This is a genomic window from Pseudomonas paraveronii (genome assembly GCF_963681955.1).
In the GTDB taxonomy this organism is placed as follows: domain Bacteria; phylum Pseudomonadota; class Gammaproteobacteria; order Pseudomonadales; family Pseudomonadaceae; genus Aquipseudomonas; species Aquipseudomonas paraveronii.
Genome location: NZ_OY817130.1, coordinates 3,605,536 through 3,623,273, shown reverse-complemented (window position 1 = coordinate 3,623,273; position 17,738 = coordinate 3,605,536). Strand labels below are relative to the sequence as shown.

Annotated in this window: 14 protein-coding genes and 1 pseudogene; 9 read left to right on the top strand and 6 right to left on the bottom strand. The window is 62.0% G+C overall.

Annotated elements, in window-relative coordinates; translation table 11 throughout:
* Positions 1–49: 49 nt before the first annotated feature.
* Positions 50–124, bottom strand: a pseudogene (locus U5A08_RS16615) (flavin reductase family protein); the annotation flags it as partial.
* A gap of 143 nt (positions 125–267) precedes the next feature.
* Positions 268–1,164, bottom strand: coding sequence for a helix-turn-helix domain-containing protein (locus U5A08_RS16610; RefSeq protein WP_253396473.1), 897 nt, complete (start codon positions 1,162–1,164; stop codon positions 268–270).
* 139 nt (positions 1,165–1,303) lie between these two features.
* Here U5A08_RS16610 and U5A08_RS16605 point away from each other — a divergent pair, with 139 nt between their 5' ends.
* Genes U5A08_RS16605 through U5A08_RS16595 form a run of 3 tightly spaced genes read left to right on the top strand, consistent with a single transcriptional unit; the run spans position 1,304 to position 5,068 of the window.
* A complete protein-coding gene (locus U5A08_RS16605) occupies positions 1,304–2,662 on the top strand; it encodes a glutamine synthetase family protein (RefSeq protein ID WP_321847494.1) in 1,359 nt (452 codons plus the stop codon).
* A 22-nt stretch (positions 2,663–2,684) separates the two neighbouring features.
* Positions 2,685–3,773: a polyamine ABC transporter substrate-binding protein gene (locus U5A08_RS16600; protein ID WP_253396470.1), complete on the top strand. Its 1,089-nt coding sequence runs from the start codon at positions 2,685–2,687 to the stop codon at positions 3,771–3,773.
* A complete protein-coding gene (locus tag U5A08_RS16595; RefSeq protein ID WP_253396468.1) occupies positions 3,770–5,068 on the top strand; it encodes an NAD(P)/FAD-dependent oxidoreductase in 1,299 nt (432 codons plus the stop codon). Before U5A08_RS16600 ends, U5A08_RS16595 begins: the two co-directional genes overlap by 4 nt.
* 325 nt (positions 5,069–5,393) lie before the next feature.
* On the opposite strand, the gene U5A08_RS16590 is transcribed toward U5A08_RS16595, so the two are convergent.
* Positions 5,394–6,647 carry a hypothetical protein gene (locus U5A08_RS16590; RefSeq protein WP_079444056.1) on the bottom strand — a complete coding sequence of 418 codons (1,254 nt, stop codon included), beginning with the start codon at positions 6,645–6,647 and terminating at the stop codon, positions 5,394–5,396.
* 392 nt (positions 6,648–7,039) lie between these two features.
* Between U5A08_RS16590 and U5A08_RS16585 the strand changes: the two genes are divergently transcribed.
* Entirely contained in the window at positions 7,040–7,456 is a 417-nt protein-coding gene (locus tag U5A08_RS16585) for an SRPBCC family protein (RefSeq protein ID WP_321847491.1), read from the top strand.
* A gap of 80 nt (positions 7,457–7,536) precedes the next feature.
* On the opposite strand, the gene U5A08_RS16580 is transcribed toward U5A08_RS16585, so the two are convergent.
* From U5A08_RS16580 to U5A08_RS16570, 3 genes are all read right to left on the bottom strand, one after another.
* Complete coding sequence (locus tag U5A08_RS16580; RefSeq protein WP_321847489.1) at positions 7,537–8,928, bottom strand: sensor histidine kinase; 1,392 nt, start codon at positions 8,926–8,928, stop codon at positions 7,537–7,539.
* A complete protein-coding gene (locus U5A08_RS16575; RefSeq protein WP_003219726.1) occupies positions 8,906–9,589 on the bottom strand; it encodes a response regulator transcription factor in 684 nt (227 codons plus the stop codon). The genes U5A08_RS16580 and U5A08_RS16575 overlap by 23 nt, the downstream gene beginning before the upstream one ends.
* Positions 9,590–9,776: 187 nt before the next feature.
* Positions 9,777–10,697, bottom strand: coding sequence for a MurR/RpiR family transcriptional regulator (locus U5A08_RS16570; protein WP_321847488.1), 921 nt, complete (start codon positions 10,695–10,697; stop codon positions 9,777–9,779).
* A 283-nt stretch (positions 10,698–10,980) separates the two neighbouring features.
* Between U5A08_RS16570 and U5A08_RS16565 the strand changes: the two genes are divergently transcribed.
* From U5A08_RS16565 to iolG, 5 genes are all read left to right on the top strand, one after another.
* Entirely contained in the window at positions 10,981–12,918 is a 1,938-nt protein-coding gene (locus U5A08_RS16565; protein ID WP_321847485.1) for a bifunctional 5-dehydro-2-deoxygluconokinase/5-dehydro-2-deoxyphosphogluconate aldolase, read from the top strand.
* Between the two features lie 163 nt (positions 12,919–13,081).
* Positions 13,082–13,975: a myo-inosose-2 dehydratase gene (iolE, locus tag U5A08_RS16560; RefSeq protein WP_321847483.1), complete on the top strand. Its 894-nt coding sequence runs from the start codon at positions 13,082–13,084 to the stop codon at positions 13,973–13,975.
* Positions 13,972–14,760: a 5-deoxy-glucuronate isomerase gene (gene iolB / locus U5A08_RS16555; protein WP_321847481.1), complete on the top strand. Its 789-nt coding sequence runs from the start codon at positions 13,972–13,974 to the stop codon at positions 14,758–14,760. The genes iolE and iolB overlap by 4 nt, the downstream gene beginning before the upstream one ends.
* Before the next feature lie 10 nt (positions 14,761–14,770).
* Complete coding sequence (gene iolD, locus U5A08_RS16550) at positions 14,771–16,702, top strand: 3D-(3,5/4)-trihydroxycyclohexane-1,2-dione acylhydrolase (decyclizing) (protein WP_321847479.1); 1,932 nt, start codon at positions 14,771–14,773, stop codon at positions 16,700–16,702.
* A gap of 19 nt (positions 16,703–16,721) precedes the next feature.
* Positions 16,722–17,732 (top strand): bifunctional inositol 2-dehydrogenase/D-chiro-inositol 1-dehydrogenase, encoded by a 1,011-nt coding sequence (iolG, locus tag U5A08_RS16545; RefSeq protein ID WP_321847478.1) that lies wholly within the window; start codon positions 16,722–16,724, stop codon positions 17,730–17,732.
* Positions 17,733–17,738 lie beyond the last annotated feature (6 nt).

Sequence of the window (17,738 nt, the reverse complement as noted above, 5' to 3'; positions counted from 1 at the left end):
GGGCAAGCCCCCTCCCACAAAGTTTTGTGTGTGGCTTAGGCTGGCATGGGCAATACACCAGTGGCCCGGCGTTCTGCCGGGGCACGATGAGGTTCTTCACCGAGCCAACCATGATCGCGTGGTCACTCGCGCCACTGGGACGGGGCTGACACCCCGCAATCAAACTGTGGGAGGGGGCTTGCCCCCGATAGCGGCGGGTCAGCTACAGATAAGCTGGCTGTTCCTCCGCCATCGGGGCAAGCCCCCTCCCACCATTTAGATTGCATTTCAAAGGGAGCGCTTGAGGGTTGCGCTCGGCAGTTCTTTGAACAGTGCCTGGTAGCTATTGGAAAATCGCCCCAAATGCCAGAACGACCAGTTCATCGCCACTTCCGCCACCGTGGCCCCGGTTGAACTCAACAACTCCCGCCTTGCCCCGTTCAAGCGGCGCAAGCGCAACCACTGCGCCGGGCTCATCCCGGTGTAGGTCTTGAAGCCCTGTTGCAACTGGCGCAACGGCACACCGGCGATCTGCGCCAGTTCCAGTAGGTTGACGGCGTCATCCGCTGCATCTACCGCCCATTCGCCAATGCGCGTCATCAGCCGGCGCTCTTCGCTGCGCCGCTGCAATGACTGGCGGTCCAGGCACACGCAGGCGTTGTCGAGAATGAACAGGCAGTCGTCGAGCAACTGCTGGGTGAGGGCATCGCGGCAGATCGGGTCGGTGGTGGCGGATAACCGGGTCAGGGTGCCACTGAGCCAACGGGTGAACAGCGCATTCTGCTGGCCGCTCAGCGGCGCCATGAACAAGCCTTCGAGTTTCGCCACATCCAGCCCATGGCGCTGCACGAACTGCGGCCCGAACACCACCGCGACTTCGCGGTAGTTCTCTGGGGTGATCCAGGTGTTGCGGCTCTCGCCATTGAGCAGGTACAGCGCGTTGTCGCTGCCGTCGAAACAGAACGCCAGCGCCCCCGGCGGCGCGTTGAAATGCTGCTCCACCCGGGTGTTCATGCACTCTTCGTAGACCTCCACACCTTGCAGGTCGAGGTAGCGAATCTGCCCGGCGAAATGCCCGGGGGACATCTGCTGGTAGTGCTGCACCCAGCCGGGTGTCGCACGGCATTGGGCGGCCACATCACCGGTGGTGAAGGCCTGTACGCGCAAAGCGGTAGCCTGTGTCATGGGGAACCTGGTCGCACTCTATTGGTGCGTTGTGTTCGGTGCAAAGTGGATAGATGCCGTGGTGCGGCGCGCCCAAGATAGACCTCAATGCGCCGGGAGTACAAGCCGGCGCAGTCTCTCTCCCCATGACGAGGTCCTTATGAACGCCCCCTTCGATCAGCTGTCCGCCTGGCTGAAAGAACACAAGATTACCGAAGTCGAATGCGTGATCAGTGATTTGACTGGCATCGCACGCGGCAAAATTGCACCCACCAACAAGTTCCTGCATGAGCGAGGCATGCGCCTGCCGGAAAGTGTGTTGCTGCAAACGGTAACCGGGGACTTTGTCGACGACGATGTCTACTACGACCTGCTCGATCCAGCCGACATCGACATGGTCTGCCGCCCGTCACCCAGTGCTACGTATGTGGTGCCGTGGGCCATAGAACCCACCGCCATAGTGATCCACGACACCTTCGACAAGCAGGGCAACCCCATCGAGCTGTCGCCGCGCAACGTGCTGAAAAAGGTGCTGCAGCTCTACACCGAGCAGGGCTGGCAGCCGATTGTCGCGCCGGAAATGGAGTTCTACCTGACTCAGCGCTGTGAAGACCCCGACCTGCCGCTGAAAACCCCGGTGGGCCGCTCCGGCCGCGCCGAGACCGGTCGCCAGTCGTTTTCCATCGACGCCGCCAACGAGTTCGACCCACTGTTCGAAGACGTCTACGACTGGTGCGAACTCCAAGGCCTGGACCTCGATACGCTGATCCACGAAGACGGCCCGGCGCAGATGGAAATCAACTTCCGCCATGGCGACGCCCTCGACCTCGCCGACCAGATCACCGTGTTCAAGCGCACCCTGCGCGAGGCCGCGCTCAAGCACAATGTGGCCGCGACTTTCATGGCCAAGCCGGTGGCCGACGAGCCGGGCAGCGCCATGCATTTGCATCAGAGCGTGGTCGACATCGCTACCGGCAAGCCGGTATTCGTCGATGCCGACGGCAAGATGAGCCAACTGTTCCTGCATCACATCGGCGGCCTGCAGAAGTACATTCCCAAGTTGCTGCCAATGTTCGCGCCCAACGTGAACTCGTTCCGGCGTTTTCTGCCGGACACCTTGGCACCCGTCAACGTCGAGTGGGGCGAAGAAAACCGCACCGTCGGCCTGCGCGTGCCGACCTCCAGCCCCGACGCCATGCGCGTGGAAAACCGCCTGCCCGGTGCCGATGCCAATCCGTACCTGGCCATTGCCGCCAGCCTGTTGTGTGGTTACCTGGGGATGATCGAAAGGATCGAGCCGAGCGCGCCGGTGGAAGGTCGCGCCTACGAGCGCCGCAACCTGCGCCTACCGTTCACCCTCGAAGATGCGCTGGCGCGCATGGAGGATTGCGACACAGTCAAACAGTACCTGGGCGACAAGTTCGTGCGCGGCTACGTCGCGGTCAAACGCGCCGAGCATGAGAATTTCAAGCGGGTGATCAGTTCCTGGGAGCGTGAGTTCCTGCTGTTGAGCGTCTAAACAATCATAAAGGGGTGTCGATATGCGTCTGACGAAAAAACTTCTCCCGCTGGCCCTGGTGGCGGCATTCAGCAGCGCCGCGCAGGCGGAGCCAACGGTCAGTGTCTACAACTGGACCGACTACATCGGCGAAACCACCTTGGCCGACTTCCAGGCCAAGACCGGGATCAAGGTGATCTACGACGTGTTCGACTCCAACGAAACCCTGGAGGGCAAGCTGCTGGCGGGGCGCACCGGGTATGACGTGGTGGTACCGTCCAACCACTTCCTGGCGCGCCAGGTCAAGGCCGGCGCGTTCCTCAAGCTCGACCGTTCGCAACTGCCCAACTTGAAGAACCTCGACCCCAAGTTGCTCGCGCTGCTGGAGAAGAACGACCCGGGTAACGCGCACTCGGTGCCGTACCTGTGGGGCACCAACGGCATCGGCTACAACGTCGACAAGGTCAAGCAGGTGCTCGGCATCGACCATATCGATTCGTGGGCGGTGCTGTTCGAGCCGGAGAACCTCAAGAAGCTCAACCAGTGCGGCGTGGCCTTCCTCGATTCGGCGGATGAACTGTTCCCGGCGATCCTCAACTACATGGGCAAGGACCCGCGCAGCGAGAACCCCGAGGACTACAAACAGGCGCAGGCCAAGCTGTTGAAGTTGCGGCCGTACATCACGTACTTCCATTCCTCCAAGTACATCTCGGACTTGGCCAACGGCGACATCTGCGTGGCCTTCGGCTATTCCGGCGACGTGTTCCAGGCCGCCAACCGCGCCAAGGAAGCCAAGAATGGGGTGAACATTGCGTATTCGATTCCCAAGGAAGGCTCCAACCTGTGGTTTGACCTGTTGGCGATCCCCGCCGATGCGAGCAACCCGAAAGCAGCCCACGCGTTTATCAACTACCTGCTCGACCCTGAAGTCATCGCCAAGGTCAGCGCCTCGGTCGGCTATGCCAACGCCAACCCGGCAGCCAGGGCCTTCATGGACCCGGAACTGGTGAACAACCCGGAGGTGTACCCGTCCCAGGCCGTGCTCGACAAACTCTATATTTCCACCACGCCAACCCCGGCGACCATGCGCCTGATGACCCGCGCCTGGAGCAAAGTGAAGACCGACAAATGATCCAATCGAACGACCACGCCCGGTCCTATTACCGGGCCTCGGCCAATGCCATGCCTGAGCGTCCGGCCTTGGCCGCTGACTTGAGCGCGGATGTGTGTGTGATCGGCGGTGGGTTCACCGGGGTCAATACCGCCATCGAACTGGCCCAGCGCGGGCTGTCGGTGATCCTGCTGGAGGCGCGGCGCATCGGTTGGGGCGCCAGCGGGCGTAACGGCGGGCAATTGATTCGCGGCATCGGCCATGACGTGTCGGGCTTTGCCAAGTATGTGGGCGAGGAGGGTGTGCGTTATCTGGAGCGGGCCGGGATTGATTCGGTCACGTTGGTGGGGGAACGCGTTCGCACGCAGGGTATCGATTGCGACCTGCGCTGGGGCTTTTGCGAACTGGCCAATACCCCGGCGCAGTTCGCTGCGTTCAAGGGCGAGCAGGAGCGCCTGTTGGCGCAGGGCTACAACCATGAGCTGCGTGTGGTGGGGCCGCAGGATATGCACCAGGTCGTCGGCTCGCAGGTCTATGCCGGCGGCCTGGTGGACATGGGGTCCGGGCACCTGCACCCATTGAATCTGGTGTTGGGCGAGGCGCGGGTGGCCGAATCCCTGGGGGTGCGGATTTTCGAGCACACCTCAGCGTTGGAACTGCTCCACGGCGACACCGTGCAGGTGCGCTGCGCCGGCGGTACGGTGCGCGCGGCCAATCTGGTGCTGGCCTGCAACGCGCACCTGGAGGAACTGGAGCCGCGCTTGAGCGGCAAGGTACTGCCCGCCGGCAGCTACATCATCGCCACCGAACCGTTAACGGCGTTGCTGGCCGAGCAATTGATCCCGCAGAACCTGGCGTTGTGCGACCAGAAAGTCGGCTTGGACTACTACCGACTGACCGCCGACCGACGCCTGTTATTCGGCGGCGCCTGCCATTATTCGGGGCGTGATCCGCAGGACATCGCCGCGTATATGCGACCGAAGATGCTCAAGGTATTCCCGCAACTGGCCGACACCGCCATTGAGTTCCAGTGGGGCGGCAAGATCGGCATCACCGCCAATCGCTTCCCCCAGGTCGGGCGGTTGAAGCAGTACCCGAATGTGTTCTACGCCCAGGGTTATTCCGGGCATGGGCTGAATGTGACCCATTGGTGTGCGCGGCTGCTGGCTGAAGCCATTCATGCCGGGCACAGTCAGGGCTTGGAGGTGTTCAGCCAGGTCCCGCACATGACCTTTCCGGGCGGCAAGGTCTTGCGCTCGCCGTTGTTGGCGTTGGGGATGCTGTGGTTCAAGTTGCGCGAGCAACTTGCCTGGTAGCTGGGGGCGCGTTGTGAAAGGGCCTTGCCAGCTTTTATCGAATCATTGACAGGCAGGGCAAAACGGAAGAGCGCAATTGCTCCTTTTCGTACTGCTTGAGGCTAGCCCCTTTCCGCAATAGGTCCGGGGCGGCGTGTTTCGCTATGCAGCTCAGGTACGCCTGTTTTTTTCCATCGGCTAACGGAATGGCCATCGCATCCGCAGCCAACGTGCTAGCTATTGCAAATAACATTGCGACCGGGAATTTTGCCGGTAGTCTGTGAGACATCACGCACCTCCAACTTAACAGTCTGTGCCAGGCCACGCCGCAAAACGGGCTCCTTGTTCAGGGCAACGTAGCTCCCACCGCATTGAAATCGTTGGAGGTATCCGTCGCCGTACCAAAAATAAATACGCCGCTAGGCGAAATGCCGCTCGACTCGCTGGACGTTCCGCCAAGACCCACCACGGATACGGTGCCTCCCGAGGGCGTCCAACTGCAGGCAGTGGGGTATTGGTTACTGTTCAGGCAAGTCATGGCGACGCTGTCGTTATCCCCAAAACCTGCAAAGTTGGTCTGATTACTGCCCGGCAATGGCTGGATGGGCGCTACGGTGAAAGAGTTGGTGGGGTCTGGCCAGAAGAGAAGTGTCAGGAGGCCCAATGGGTTCCTGCCATAGGCCACCACATGCCCACGGGCATTGATTGCCATTGCCACGTTCTGTGCATTCAACGGCATTGTCAGCAGCAACGGTGTGCTAGTTGCAGAGGCCCAATAGGCGGTCTGGAGCGTATCGGGGGACGAACCGGGGAACGTGCAGGTGCCGACGAACTGACCCGCATCGTTCATGTCCACGGCCTCACAGTAGCTGGCGCCTGCCGGAAGCGGCGGCGTCACGAGGGAAAATCCACTCCCGCTCCAACTGGCCGAGGTGATCTCAGGCGTACCGTTCGCTCCTGGGCAATTCATGAGGATGCGTGGCCAGCCATTCGTCAAGGTTTCAGTCAGGTCGACACCGGAGCAGTTGTTACCCCAGCCCGATACACGCTGTGGCGTCGCGCTACCCGCAGCATAGACCACCACCGTTGCCTGTTCGTTTGCACTCAGGCTCTGTGCGAGCACCATACCGTTCTGATTTTGCGCAGTAGGGACTGTCTGCTTGTCGGCGGGGCGTAGCGGCGGCAACAGCAATGAAAAAGGCAGCGGAGCCATGGCGGTCGGCGGGTTGCCGGGCGTCGCCGCGTTCCAATACACGCCCAAAGCGACATTGCCGACATTGGCGCACAGCCCCACCATCCAGCCATTGTTGGCAATTGCGCTGACGCTGCACGGTTGTCCCGTGACCAATGGCAACAGCACTTGTTGGGGACCTGCCAGTGTCGATGAGAACCACGGGTTGGGGTTGGTACTCGGCGTCGCCGAGTTGCAGTTACCGACCGCCTGACCATTGTCGTTGATCCCGGAGGTCGCGCATTGCGGTCCGGCCGCGTGACCTGAACTGACGAATGTGGCTGCGTTGGCGCTTGCGCTATGTCCGCAAAACGATACGCCAACACTTAACAGCACTGGAACCATTAGCTTCTTGAATGTGCGCTGCATGGGTTGTCCTTCCCTGGTGGGTGAAACCATCTGCGGGGGACAAGGACGCCCCGCAGGCCTTGCGTAACAGTGAAGGCCGCCGTCAGCAGGCCTACAACTGTCATTTTTAACAGGTACAGAACGAGTTGCTGCACCGCGCATGGGCAGCTGTTTGGGCTGTTTGGCGGCTCTGGCGTGCGGGTTTCAGAACGAGGCTACGCAGAGTGTCTGCGCCGGGCCTGAAAACAAGGCGACGAATGGTCAGGAGCGCAGGGGCTTATCGAGCCTCCGTCGCACCACGAATCTGGGTGAAGTGACGAATCGGCTGGCGTACAGTGTTTAACCCTGATCGCCAGCGACTGTCGGTGCGATGGATCTGGCGATCTGAATTTTTATTGTCTGGAGTATTGATTGTGCCTACAGCTTCTTCTGTCATTGAAGTCCCGGTTTCGGCCGATCAGGTGTGGCAATTGGTCGGCGGTTTTAACGCCTTGCCGGACTGGCTGCCGCTGATCGTCAAGAGCGAACCGAGCGAAGGTGGGCGCGTGCGTCACCTGCAAACCGCCGATGGTGGTGTGGTGGTGGAGCGTTTGCAGACCTTTGATAACGTGGCCCGCACTTACAGCTACACCATCGTGGAGTCACCGTTTCCGGTGAGTGCCTACTTGGCGACGTTGCAGGTGGAAGCCCTGACGGAATCCTCGGCGAAGGTGACGTGGTCGGGCGTGTTCACCCCGGCGCCGGGCACCACCGACGAGGCGGTGAAGGCTTTGTTTGCAGGCGTATACAGCGGTGGGCTTGAGGCGCTGCGCGCCAACTTCCCGGCTTGACCTGATCGATCGGGCAACGGAAATCCAATGTGGGAGGGAGCAAGCCCCCTCTCACATTTTTGAACGGTGTCGTGCCGGGTTTATTCGGGGATCAGTTGCTGGCGACACTCCAGCACCAACCGCGCACCGCCGCGCTGGCTGGTGCCGACGTCCAGCTTGAAACCATGCAGATTGATGATCGCCGCGACAATCGACAAGCCCAACCCAAACCCGCCTTGCTGGTCGCTTTCATCCACGCGATAGAACCGCTGGAACACCGCCTTGCGTTCTGCTACGGGAATGCCAGGGCCGGAGTCGTGGACTTCGATACGCGTGCTGCCCGCATCGTTGACCCCGCGCAAAATCACTTCGCCGCCCGGTGGGCTGAACTTGATCGAGTTGCTCAGCAGGTTGGCCAGGGCCTCGAACAGCAAGGCCCGGTCGCCGGTGATCCAGGGCAGGGATGGCGGGGTGTCGAGCACTAGTCGCAGTTCGCCTTCCTCGGCCAGGGGCAGATAAAAGTCGTGCAGTTCGCGCAGCAGCGGTAGCGGGTCCAGCACCAGGAAACCCGAGCGGCGCTGGTGGTCTTCCAGTTCCGAGATGCGCAACAGCCCGCGAAAGCGCGCCATCAGGGTGTCGGTTTCCGCGATGGCGTCGTCCAGTTGCACCGCGTGGGCCGAGTCTTGTTCGGCCTGTTGCTTGATGCGGTACAACTGCGCGCGCAGGCGGGTGAGCGGGGTACGCAGGTCGTGGGCGATGTTGTCGCACACGCCTTTGACCTCGTTCATCAGCTTCTCGATGCGGTCGAGCATGGCGTTGACGATGGCGGCGAGCATGTCCAGTTCGTCACGCCGGTTCGACAGCGGCAGGCGATGGGTGAGGTCGCCGGCGACGATGGCCTCGGCACTGGCCTGGATGCCGCGAATCCTTCGCAACGGGCGGCGGCGCAGTAAATGCCAGCCGGCGGCGCCGGGGATGATGGTCAGGGACACCGCCCACAGCAGCGCGTGCCAGATGATCCGAGTCACCCCGAACAGCGAGCCGTTGGCGCGCACCAGCACCAGCCAGCGGCCGTCCGCGGTGTGGGTGGCGACGGCGTCGCAGCTGTCTTTGGGCAGTTTCGGGTCGTCGGATTCGACGCAATTGGCCAGGGCATGGATCTTGCCGTCCAGGGGTAAGTCGGACGGGATCGCATGGATCGGCCCGCTCAATGGGCGAAATTGCTCATCGAACAGGCCATAGGCGTCTACACCCTTCATGTCGAAGGTCATGCTGGTGGTCAGCGCTTCCACCAGTTCGTCGCCGTCGAAGCGCTGGAACAGGTGCTGACGCTGCATCAGCGAATGGCGCGACAGGTCGCTTAGATAACCCGACACCTCGTAATACAGCACCCCCATGAGGATGCAGCTCCAGGCCACGAACAGCGAACTGTACAGCGCCAGCAAGCGGCTGCTGGAGGAGCGCCAGCCCTTAGAGGGGTTCAGCAATGACATAACCGGAACCTCGTACCGTGCGGATCAGCGGCGTGAGGCCCGGTGGATCGATCTTCTTGCGCAGGCGCCCGATGTGGACATCGATCAGGTTGGTGCCGGGGTCGAAGTGATAACCCCAGACTTCCTCGAAGATCATCATCCGCGACAGAATCTGCCCGGTGTTGCGCATCAGGAATTCCAGCAGTTTGTATTCGGTGGGCAGCAGGCTCAGCGGCTGCTCGGCGCGGCTGGCTTCACGGCTGATCAGGTTCAGCTCAAGGTCGGCCACGCGCAGGGCGGTTTCGAATTCCTTGACCGTGCTTTTACGGCGCAGCAGCACTTCGACGCGGGCGGCCATTTCATCGGAGGCGAACGGCTTGGTCAGGTAGTCGTCCCCACCGGCGCGCAGGCCGCGTACCCGCTCGTCGACATCGGAGAGCGCGCTGATCATCAGGATCGGCGTCGACACGCCGATGGTGCGCAGGGTGGTGACGATGGCCAGGCCATCGAGTTCCGGCAGCATACGGTCAAGGGTGATCAGGTCGTAATCACCACTCACGGCGCGGACCAGGCCTTCGCGACCGTTGTCCACCCAATCTACATCCAGTCCATGGCTACTCAGCTCGGCGACGATCTCGCGGGCCGTTACGGCGTCATCCTCGATGGTCAAAATACGGGTCATAGGATTACCTGGTGAGCGATTCACACTAGAAGTGTGGGCATTTTGCCAAGAAATGGCTGAACGCTTCCTAAATAAAACTTCATGTTGGCAAAACTGACACAGTCTTCATAAACACCGCCTACCCTTATGTGCGGGCTTGCCTGCGATGAAGGCGTGTCAATCGGCTGCTCCGGTGATAGATCCTCCGTCAATCATCGAAGCCCACCTGCTCATGAATCTCATCCACCTTCAACTCCAACCGATACGCCACTGCAATGAACAACGCCTGGCACAGGCACAACGTGGCGCTCAGGGAGCGGAAGGCAAACGATGAGCCTTCATTCACCAGCAACACTGCGTTCGCGCGCTTGGCCAGGGGCGACAGGTTGCTGTCGGTAATGATCAGGGTCTTGGCCTGGTGGTGCTGGGCGATACGCAGGCAGTGCTGGGTCTCTTTGCCGTAGGGCGTGAAGCTGATGGCGATCACCAGGTCATTGGCGCGCACGCTGCGCATCTGCTCGCGGTAGCTGCCGCCCAGGCCCGAGATCAGGTGGATGCGCTTGTTGGTGTGCTGCAGGTTGTAGACCAGGTAGTCGGCCACCGCAAACGAACGGCGCACGCCGACCACGTAGATGTTGTCGGCGTTGACCACCAGGTCGACGGCTTTTTCGAACGCCGTGTCATCCAGTTCCAGGCCCAGGCGCTCAATGCCCGAGAGGGTGGCGTTGACGCACTCGCGCGCCAGGTCGCCGCCACTGGCCTTCTGCGACTTGTTGGCGATCATGCTGCGGATGCGCTGCTGATAGTTCTGCACCGGCGTGGTCTTGTGGGTGTACGCCTCGCGAAACAGCGCCTGCATCTCACTGAACCCGCTGAACCCGAAACGCTGGGAAAACCGCACGATGGCCGACGGATGCACTTCGCATTCGCGGGCGATGTCGCTGATACGGTCGACCATGATCCGGTCGCTCTGCTGGCTCATGTAGCTGGCGATGCGCTTGAGCTGGCGTGGCAGGCTTTCGTATTCGTCGGTGATCAGCTGCAGCAGGCGTTCGGCATTGATCGGGGGGCTGGCGAGAGTGTCTTGGGAAGCGGTCTCGGGCGTGGCCGGCTGATCGGTGCGGGACATGGGCAATCCTTTTGGCGGGTTCATCTGGTGCGCTGATGGTGGGCGCAAGTCTACAGGGTAGGCGCAAAAAAATACCCCGGCATGCGCCAGCGAGTGGGCGGCTGAAACGATGCAGTGTCGCTGGCGTGCCTCTATGCTGACGTATTGGAATAAAAATTCCACTAAAAATAATTATGGAATAAATATTGATTGAGTTCGCTGAACGTTCTAGTCTGCTCCACCAAGAGCGTTTGCCGTCGCCACGGTGGCACAACGCAGGCTGATAAAAATAACAGGAGCCAGCATGGGCCAGACTCGTTTTGCCAGTGGGCGTCAATTGGATCTGATTTGCCTCGGGCGCCTGGGCGTCGACCTCTATGCACAGCAAGTCGGTGCGCGGCTTGAGGACGTTTCCAGCTTTGCCAAGTACCTCGGCGGTTCTTCCGCCAACATCGCCTTCGGCACCGCACGCCTGGGCCTCAAGTCGGCGATGTTGAGCCGGGTCGGGGACGACCATATGGGCCGCTTCCTGACGGAATCCCTGGCCCGTGAAGGCTGCGATGTCAGCGGCATCAAGGTCGACCCGGAACGCCTCACCGCCCTGGTGTTGCTCGGCCTCAAAGACCGCGAAACCTTCCCGCTGGTGTTCTACCGCGAAAACTGCGCCGACATGGCCCTGCGCGCCGAAGACATCAGCGAAGCTTTTATCGCCTCCAGCAAGGCCCTGTTGATTACCGGCACGCATTTCTCCACCGACGGCGTGTACAAGGCCAGCCTCCAGGCCCTGGATTACGCGGCCAAACACAACGTCCGGCGCGTGCTGGACATCGACTACCGCCCGGTGTTGTGGGGCCTGGCAGGCAAGGCCGATGGGGAAACCCGGTTTGTCGCCGACCGCAGTGTCAGCCAGCACGTGCAGAACATCCTGCCGCGCTTTGATCTGATCGTCGGTACTGAAGAGGAGTTCTTGATCGCCGGCGGCAGTGAGGATTTGCTCAGCGCCCTGCGCACGGTGCGCGAGCTGACCCCGGCGACCCTGGTGGTCAAGCTCGGCCCGCAGGGTTGCACGGTGATCCACGGCGCGATCCCGGCACGCTTGGAAGACGGCGCGATCTACCCCGGCGTGCGCGTCGAAGTGCTAAACGTGCTGGGCGCCGGCGATGCGTTCATGGCAGGTTTTCTCAGCGGCTGGCTGAACGATGCCAACGACGCGCGATGCAGCCAGTTGGCCAATGCCTGCGGTGGTTTGGTGGTGTCACGTCACGCCTGCGCACCGGCCATGCCGACGCCCGCCGAGCTGGATTACCTGTTCAACAGCCCGGTGCCGATCACCCGTCCCGATCAAGACGCGACTCTGCAACGCCTGCACCGCGTCACGGTGCCGCGCAAGGCCTGGAAGCAGCTGTTCGTATTTGCCTTCGACCACCGTTGGCAACTGGTCGACCTGGCCCAACGCGGTGGCCAGGACGCGAGCCGCATCAGCGCGATCAAGCAACTGTTTATCCAGGCCGTCGAGCGCGTGGAGAAGAAGCTGCGCGAGCAGGGCGTCGAGGCCGATGTGGGCTTGCTCGCCGACCAGCGCTTCGGCCAGGACGCGCTCAACGCCGCCAGCGGTCGCGGCTGGTGGATCGCACGCCCGGTGGAGGTGCAGAACTCGCGGCCCCTGGCGTTCGAACACGGCCGCTCGATCGGCAGCAACCTGATCGCCTGGCCCCAGGAGCAAATCATCAAATGCCTGGTGCAATACCACCCCGATGACGAACCGCTGCTGCGCCTGGAGCAGGAAGCGCAACTCAAGGCGGTGTACGAGGCTTCGCTGGTCAGCGGGCATGAACTGTTGCTGGAAGTCATCCCGCCCAAGGATCACCCATCCACCTACCCCGATGTGCTCTACCGCAGCCTCAAGCGCCTGTACAACCTGGGGATCTACCCGGCGTGGTGGAAGATCGAGGCGCAGTCGGCCGAGGACTGGAAAAAACTCGACGACCTGATCGAGGAACGCGACCCGTACTGCCGTGGCGTGGTGTTGCTGGGCCTGAATGCGTCGGCCGAACGCCTGGCCGAGGGCTTCCGCCAGGCCAGCCAGAGCCGCACCTGCCGTGGTTTTGCGGTGGGGCGCACGATCTTCCAGGCACCGAGCCGCGCGTGGATGGCGGGGGAGATTGATGACGAGACCCTGATCCGGCAAGTCCAGGCCACTTTCGAGCAATTGATCAGTGCCTGGTGCAGTGCCAGAAGCTGAGCGCAGTGCTTAATTTGAAATGTAATCCAATGTGGGAGGGAGCTTGCTCCCGAAGGCAGTGTGTCAGGCAACACTTCTGTAACTGCACCACCGCCATCGGGAGCAAGCTCCCTCCCACAGAATGCAGATCTCAGTGATACCTGAAAATAATAAAGGTGCAGCCATGCCCGCAATCCGAATTGGCATCAACCCGATCTCCTGGAGCAACGACGACCTGCCGGCCCTGGGCGGCGAAACGCCGCTGAGCACCGCCCTGAGCGAAGGCAAGCAGATTGGCTACGAAGGTTTTGAACTCAACGGCAAATTCCCCAAGGACGCCAAGGGCGTCGCCGATGTGTTGCGACCCTTTGATCTGGCGCTGGTCTCCGGTTGGTATTCGAGCCGCCTGGCCCAGCGTTCGGTGGCGCAGGAAATCGAAGCCATCGCCGCTCACGTCGAGTTGCTCAGACACAACGGCGCTACGGTGCTGGTGTACGGCGAAGTTGCCGATTCGATCCAGGGCTCCCGCATCCGCCTGATCGAACGCCCGCGTTTCCACAGCGAACAGGCCTGGCAGGACTACGCCGATAAACTCACCGAACTGGCGCGCTTTACCCTGTCCCAGGGCGTGCGCCTGGCCTACCACCACCATATGGGCGCCTATGTCGAATCGCCGGAGGACATCGATCAACTGATGCGCCGCACCGGCCCCGAAGTCGGCCTGCTGTTCGATTCGGGCCATTGCTACATGGGCGGCGGCGAACCCCTCGACGTACTGCGCAAGCATATCGACCGGGTGTGCCACGTGCATTTCAAGGACGTGCGCAAAGCGGTGGTGCAACTGGCGCGCAACCAGATGTGGAGCTTCCCCGACTGCATCGTCAACGGCACCTTCACCGTGCCGGGCGACGGCGATATCGACTTTGCCGCGTTGCTCGACGTGCTGCTGGCTGCGGATTACCAAGGCTGGCTGGTGGTCGAAGCCGAGCAGGACCCAGCCGTTGCGCCCAGCTATATCTATGCGAAAAAAGGCTATGACACCCTGCGTGCGCTGCTCAACGAGAGGACGGGCCAATGAGCTTGCTGGTCAAGAGCCATAAGCGCGGGCAAACCATGGTCGCCCTCGAAGAAGGTCGCCTGGACTACGTCGGCTTCGCCGCCTACCGCCTGAGCCTGGGCGAAACCCTGCCGGTCACGGCCGGTGACCAGGAGCTGTGCCTGGTGCTGCTCAGCGGTCGGGTGACGATCGAAGGCGACGGTTTTAGCTGGCAGAACCTCGGCGATCGTCAGTCGGTATTTGAAGACAAATCGCCCTTTGCCGCTTACCTGCCGCCGGGCACCGACGCCCAGGTGACGGCATTGAGCGACGTACAGCTCGCGGTCTGCGCCGCGCCTGGCGCGACGGGTTTCGCGCCACGCTTGATCCGCCCCGAACAGTGCAAACGCAGCGTGCGCGGCAAAGGTGCCAACACCCGTTACGTGTGCGACATCCTGCCCGACAGCGAGCCCGCCCATTCGCTGCTGGTGGTGGAAGTCCGCACGCCGTCCGGGCACTCGTCGAGCTACCCGCCGCACAAGCACGACACCGACGACCTGCCGCACCAGAGCTTTCTCGAAGAAATCTATTACCACCAGATCAACCCGCCCCAGGGCTTCGTGTTCCAGCGGGTGTACACCGACGACCGCAGCATCGATGAGGCCATGGCCGTGGAAAACAGCGACCTGGTGGTGGTGCCCAAGGGTTATCACCCGGTGAGCGTGCCGTATGGCTACGAGTCCTATTACCTCAACGTGATGGCCGGCCCCAAGCGCGCCTGGCATTTTCATAACGACCCGCAGCACAGCTGGCTGCTCGACCTTTAAGGGGCGCGACATGACCACCACCCGATTGACCATGGCCCAGGCCCTGGTGAAGTTTCTGGATAACCAATACATCGAAGTCGATGGCGTGCAGAGCAAGTTTGTCGCCGGGGTGTTCACGATTTTTGGGCATGGCAACGTGCTTGGCCTGGGCCAGGCGCTGGCGCAGGACAGCGGCGACCTGGTGGTCCACCAGGGCCGCAACGAGCAAGGCATGGCCCACGCTGCCATCGGTTTTGCCAAGCAGCACCTGCGGCGCAAGATCTACGCGTGTACCGCGTCGGTCGGCCCAGGGGCGGCGAATATGCTGACTGCTGCCGCGACCGCCACGGCCAACCGTATCCCGTTGCTGTTGTTGCCCGGCGATGTCTACGCCAGCCGCCAGCCCGACCCGGTGCTGCAACAGATCGAGCAGTTCCATGACCTGAGCATCAGCACCAACGACGCCTTCCGTTCGGTGAGCAAATACTGGGACCGCATCAACCGCCCCGAGCAATTGATGAGCGCGGCGATCCACGCCATGCGCGTGCTCACCGATCCGGCCGAAACCGGCGCCGTCACCCTGGCGCTGCCGCAGGATGTGCAAGCCGAGGCCTGGGATTACCCGGATTATTTCTTGCAAAAACGCGTCCACCGCCTCGACCGTCGCCCGGCTACCGAGGCGATGATTGGCGACGCCGTGGCGGCCTTCAAGGGCAAGCGCAAGCCGTTGATCATCTGCGGCGGCGGGGTCAAGTACTCCGGCGCGAATGCCGCCTTGCAGGCGTTTGCCGAACGCTTCGAGATTCCCTTCGCCGAAACCCAGGCGGGCAAGAGCGCGGTGGTGTCCAGCCATCCGCTGAACGTCGGCGGGATCGGCGAGACCGGCTGCCTGGCCGCGAACCTGTTGGCCCCTGAGGCCGACCTGATCATCGGGATCGGTACGCGTTACACCGATTTCACCACGTCGTCGAAGTCGCTGTTCAAGCACGCTGACGTGCAGTTCCTCAATCTCAATATCAGCCCCTGCGACGCGTTGAAGCTCGATGGCGTGCAAGTGCTGGCGGATGCGCAAGTCGCCCTTGAGGCATTGGCCGCAGCACTCGGGGATTATCGCTCCGGGTGGGGCGAGCAGGTACGCGACGCCAGGGCGCAACTGGACGCGGAAGTCGACCGGGTGCATCAGGTGGAATACGCGGGCGACGATTTCGTGCCGGAGGTCAACGACCACCTGGACCGCGCTGTGCTGCGCGAATTCATCGAGCTGACCGGCTCGTGCCTGACCCAAAGTCGCGTCCTTGGCGTGCTCAACCAGACCCTGGCCGACGACGCGATCATCGTCGCCGCCGCCGGCAGCCTGCCCGGTGACTTGCAGCGCAGTTGGCGCAGCAAGGGCGTCAACACTTACCACGTCGAGTACGGTTATTCGTGCATGGGCTACGAGATCAACGCTGCGCTCGGCGTGAAGCTGGCCGAGCCGACGCGCGAGGTGTATGCGCTGGTCGGCGATGGCTCCTACATGATGCTGCATTCGGAGCTGGCCACCTCGATCCAGGAGCGACGCAAGATCAACGTGGTGCTGCTGGACAACATGGCCTTCGGTTGCATCAACAACCTGCAGATCGGCAACGGCATGGACAGCTTCGGCACCGAGTTCCGCTACCGCAACCCCGAGAGCGGCAAGCTCGACGGCGGCCTGGTGCCGGTGGACTTCGCCATGAGCGCGGCGGCCTATGGCTGCAAAACCTACAAGGTCAGCAGCGTGGCGCAGCTCGAAGCGGCGCTGGCCGATGCGCGCACGCAAACGGTGTCGACGCTGATCGATATCAAGGTGTTGCCCAAGACCATGATCCACGGCTACCTGTCGTGGTGGCGGGTGGGCGTGGCGCAGGTCTCCACCAGCGAACGCACCCGTGCTGCGGCGAAAAAACTCAATGAACAGCTGGCCAAGGCCCGGCAGTACTAATAACAAGAGGAGTGAATGTATGTCGTTGAAGCTGGGTGTTATCGGTACGGGCGCTATCGGCCGGGACCATATTCGTCGTTGCAGCCAGACCTTGCTCAACAGCCAGGTGGTGGCGGTGACCGACATCGACCTTGCGCAGGCCGCCAAGGTGGTGGCGGATCTGAAACTGGACGCGGAGGTGTATGCGGACGGCCATGCGCTGATCGATTCGCCTCAGGTTGAGGCCATTCTCGTCACCTCCTGGGGTCCAAGCCATGAGGAGTTCGTGCTCGCCGCCATCGCCGCTGGCAAACCGGTGTTCTGCGAAAAACCGCTGGCGGTCACCGCCGACGGCTGCCGCAGGATCGTCGAAGCTGAAGTGGCGCACGGCAAGCGCCTGGTGCAAGTGGGCTTCATGCGCCCTTATGACGAAGGTTATCGCGCCCTCAAAGCGGTGATCGACAGCGGCCAGATCGGCGAGCCGCTGATGCTGCACTGCGCGCACCGCAACCCGCGGGTGGGCGAGAACTACAAGACCGACATGGCGATCACCGACACCTTGATCCACGAGCTGGATGTGTTGCGTTGGCTGCTCGATGACGACTACGTCTCCGTGCAAGTGGTGTTCCCGCGCAAGACCAGCAAAGCGTTGGCGCATCTGCGCGACCCACAGATCGTGCTGCTGGAAACCGCCAAGGGCACGCGCATCGATGTGGAAGTGTTTGTGAACTGCCAGTACGGCTATGACATTCAGTGCGAAGTGGTGGGGGAGACCGGTATCGCCAAGCTGCCGGAGCCGTCGCAGGTGCAATTGCGCAGCGAGGCCAAGCTGTCCAATGCGATTCTGATGGACTGGAAAGACCGCTTTATCGGCGCCTATGACGTCGAGTTGCAGGCGTTCATCGACAGCGTGCGCGCCGGGCAAGTGGGCGGGCCGTCGGCGTGGGACGGGTTTGCGGCGGCGGTCGCGGCGGATGCGTGTATCGAAGCGCAAGGCAGTGGGCAAATTGTCCAAGTCAGCCTGCCTGAGCGTCCGCGCTTCTACGGCTAACACCCG

Excerpts from the sequence above, each read along its gene's own strand:
- U5A08_RS16610 (WP_253396473.1), bottom strand. The coding sequence starts at position 1,164 with ATGACACAGGCTACCGCTTTGCGCGTACAGGCCTTCACCACCGGTGAT.
- U5A08_RS16605 (WP_321847494.1), top strand. The coding sequence starts at position 1,304 with ATGAACGCCCCCTTCGATCAGCTGTCCGCCTGGCTGAAAGAACACAAG.
- U5A08_RS16600 (WP_253396470.1), top strand. The coding sequence starts at position 2,685 with ATGCGTCTGACGAAAAAACTTCTCCCGCTGGCCCTGGTGGCGGCATTC.
- U5A08_RS16595 (WP_253396468.1), top strand. The coding sequence starts at position 3,770 with ATGATCCAATCGAACGACCACGCCCGGTCCTATTACCGGGCCTCGGCC.
- U5A08_RS16590 (WP_079444056.1), bottom strand. The coding sequence starts at position 6,647 with ATGCAGCGCACATTCAAGAAGCTAATGGTTCCAGTGCTGTTAAGTGTT.
- U5A08_RS16580 (WP_321847489.1), bottom strand. The coding sequence starts at position 8,928 with ATGTCATTGCTGAACCCCTCTAAGGGCTGGCGCTCCTCCAGCAGCCGC.
- U5A08_RS16575 (WP_003219726.1), bottom strand. The coding sequence starts at position 9,589 with ATGACCCGTATTTTGACCATCGAGGATGACGCCGTAACGGCCCGCGAG.
- U5A08_RS16570 (WP_321847488.1), bottom strand. The coding sequence starts at position 10,697 with ATGTCCCGCACCGATCAGCCGGCCACGCCCGAGACCGCTTCCCAAGAC.
- U5A08_RS16565 (WP_321847485.1), top strand. The coding sequence starts at position 10,981 with ATGGGCCAGACTCGTTTTGCCAGTGGGCGTCAATTGGATCTGATTTGC.
- iolE (WP_321847483.1), top strand. The coding sequence starts at position 13,082 with ATGCCCGCAATCCGAATTGGCATCAACCCGATCTCCTGGAGCAACGAC.
- iolB (WP_321847481.1), top strand. The coding sequence starts at position 13,972 with ATGAGCTTGCTGGTCAAGAGCCATAAGCGCGGGCAAACCATGGTCGCC.
- iolD (WP_321847479.1), top strand. The coding sequence starts at position 14,771 with ATGACCACCACCCGATTGACCATGGCCCAGGCCCTGGTGAAGTTTCTG.
- iolG (WP_321847478.1), top strand. The coding sequence starts at position 16,722 with ATGTCGTTGAAGCTGGGTGTTATCGGTACGGGCGCTATCGGCCGGGAC.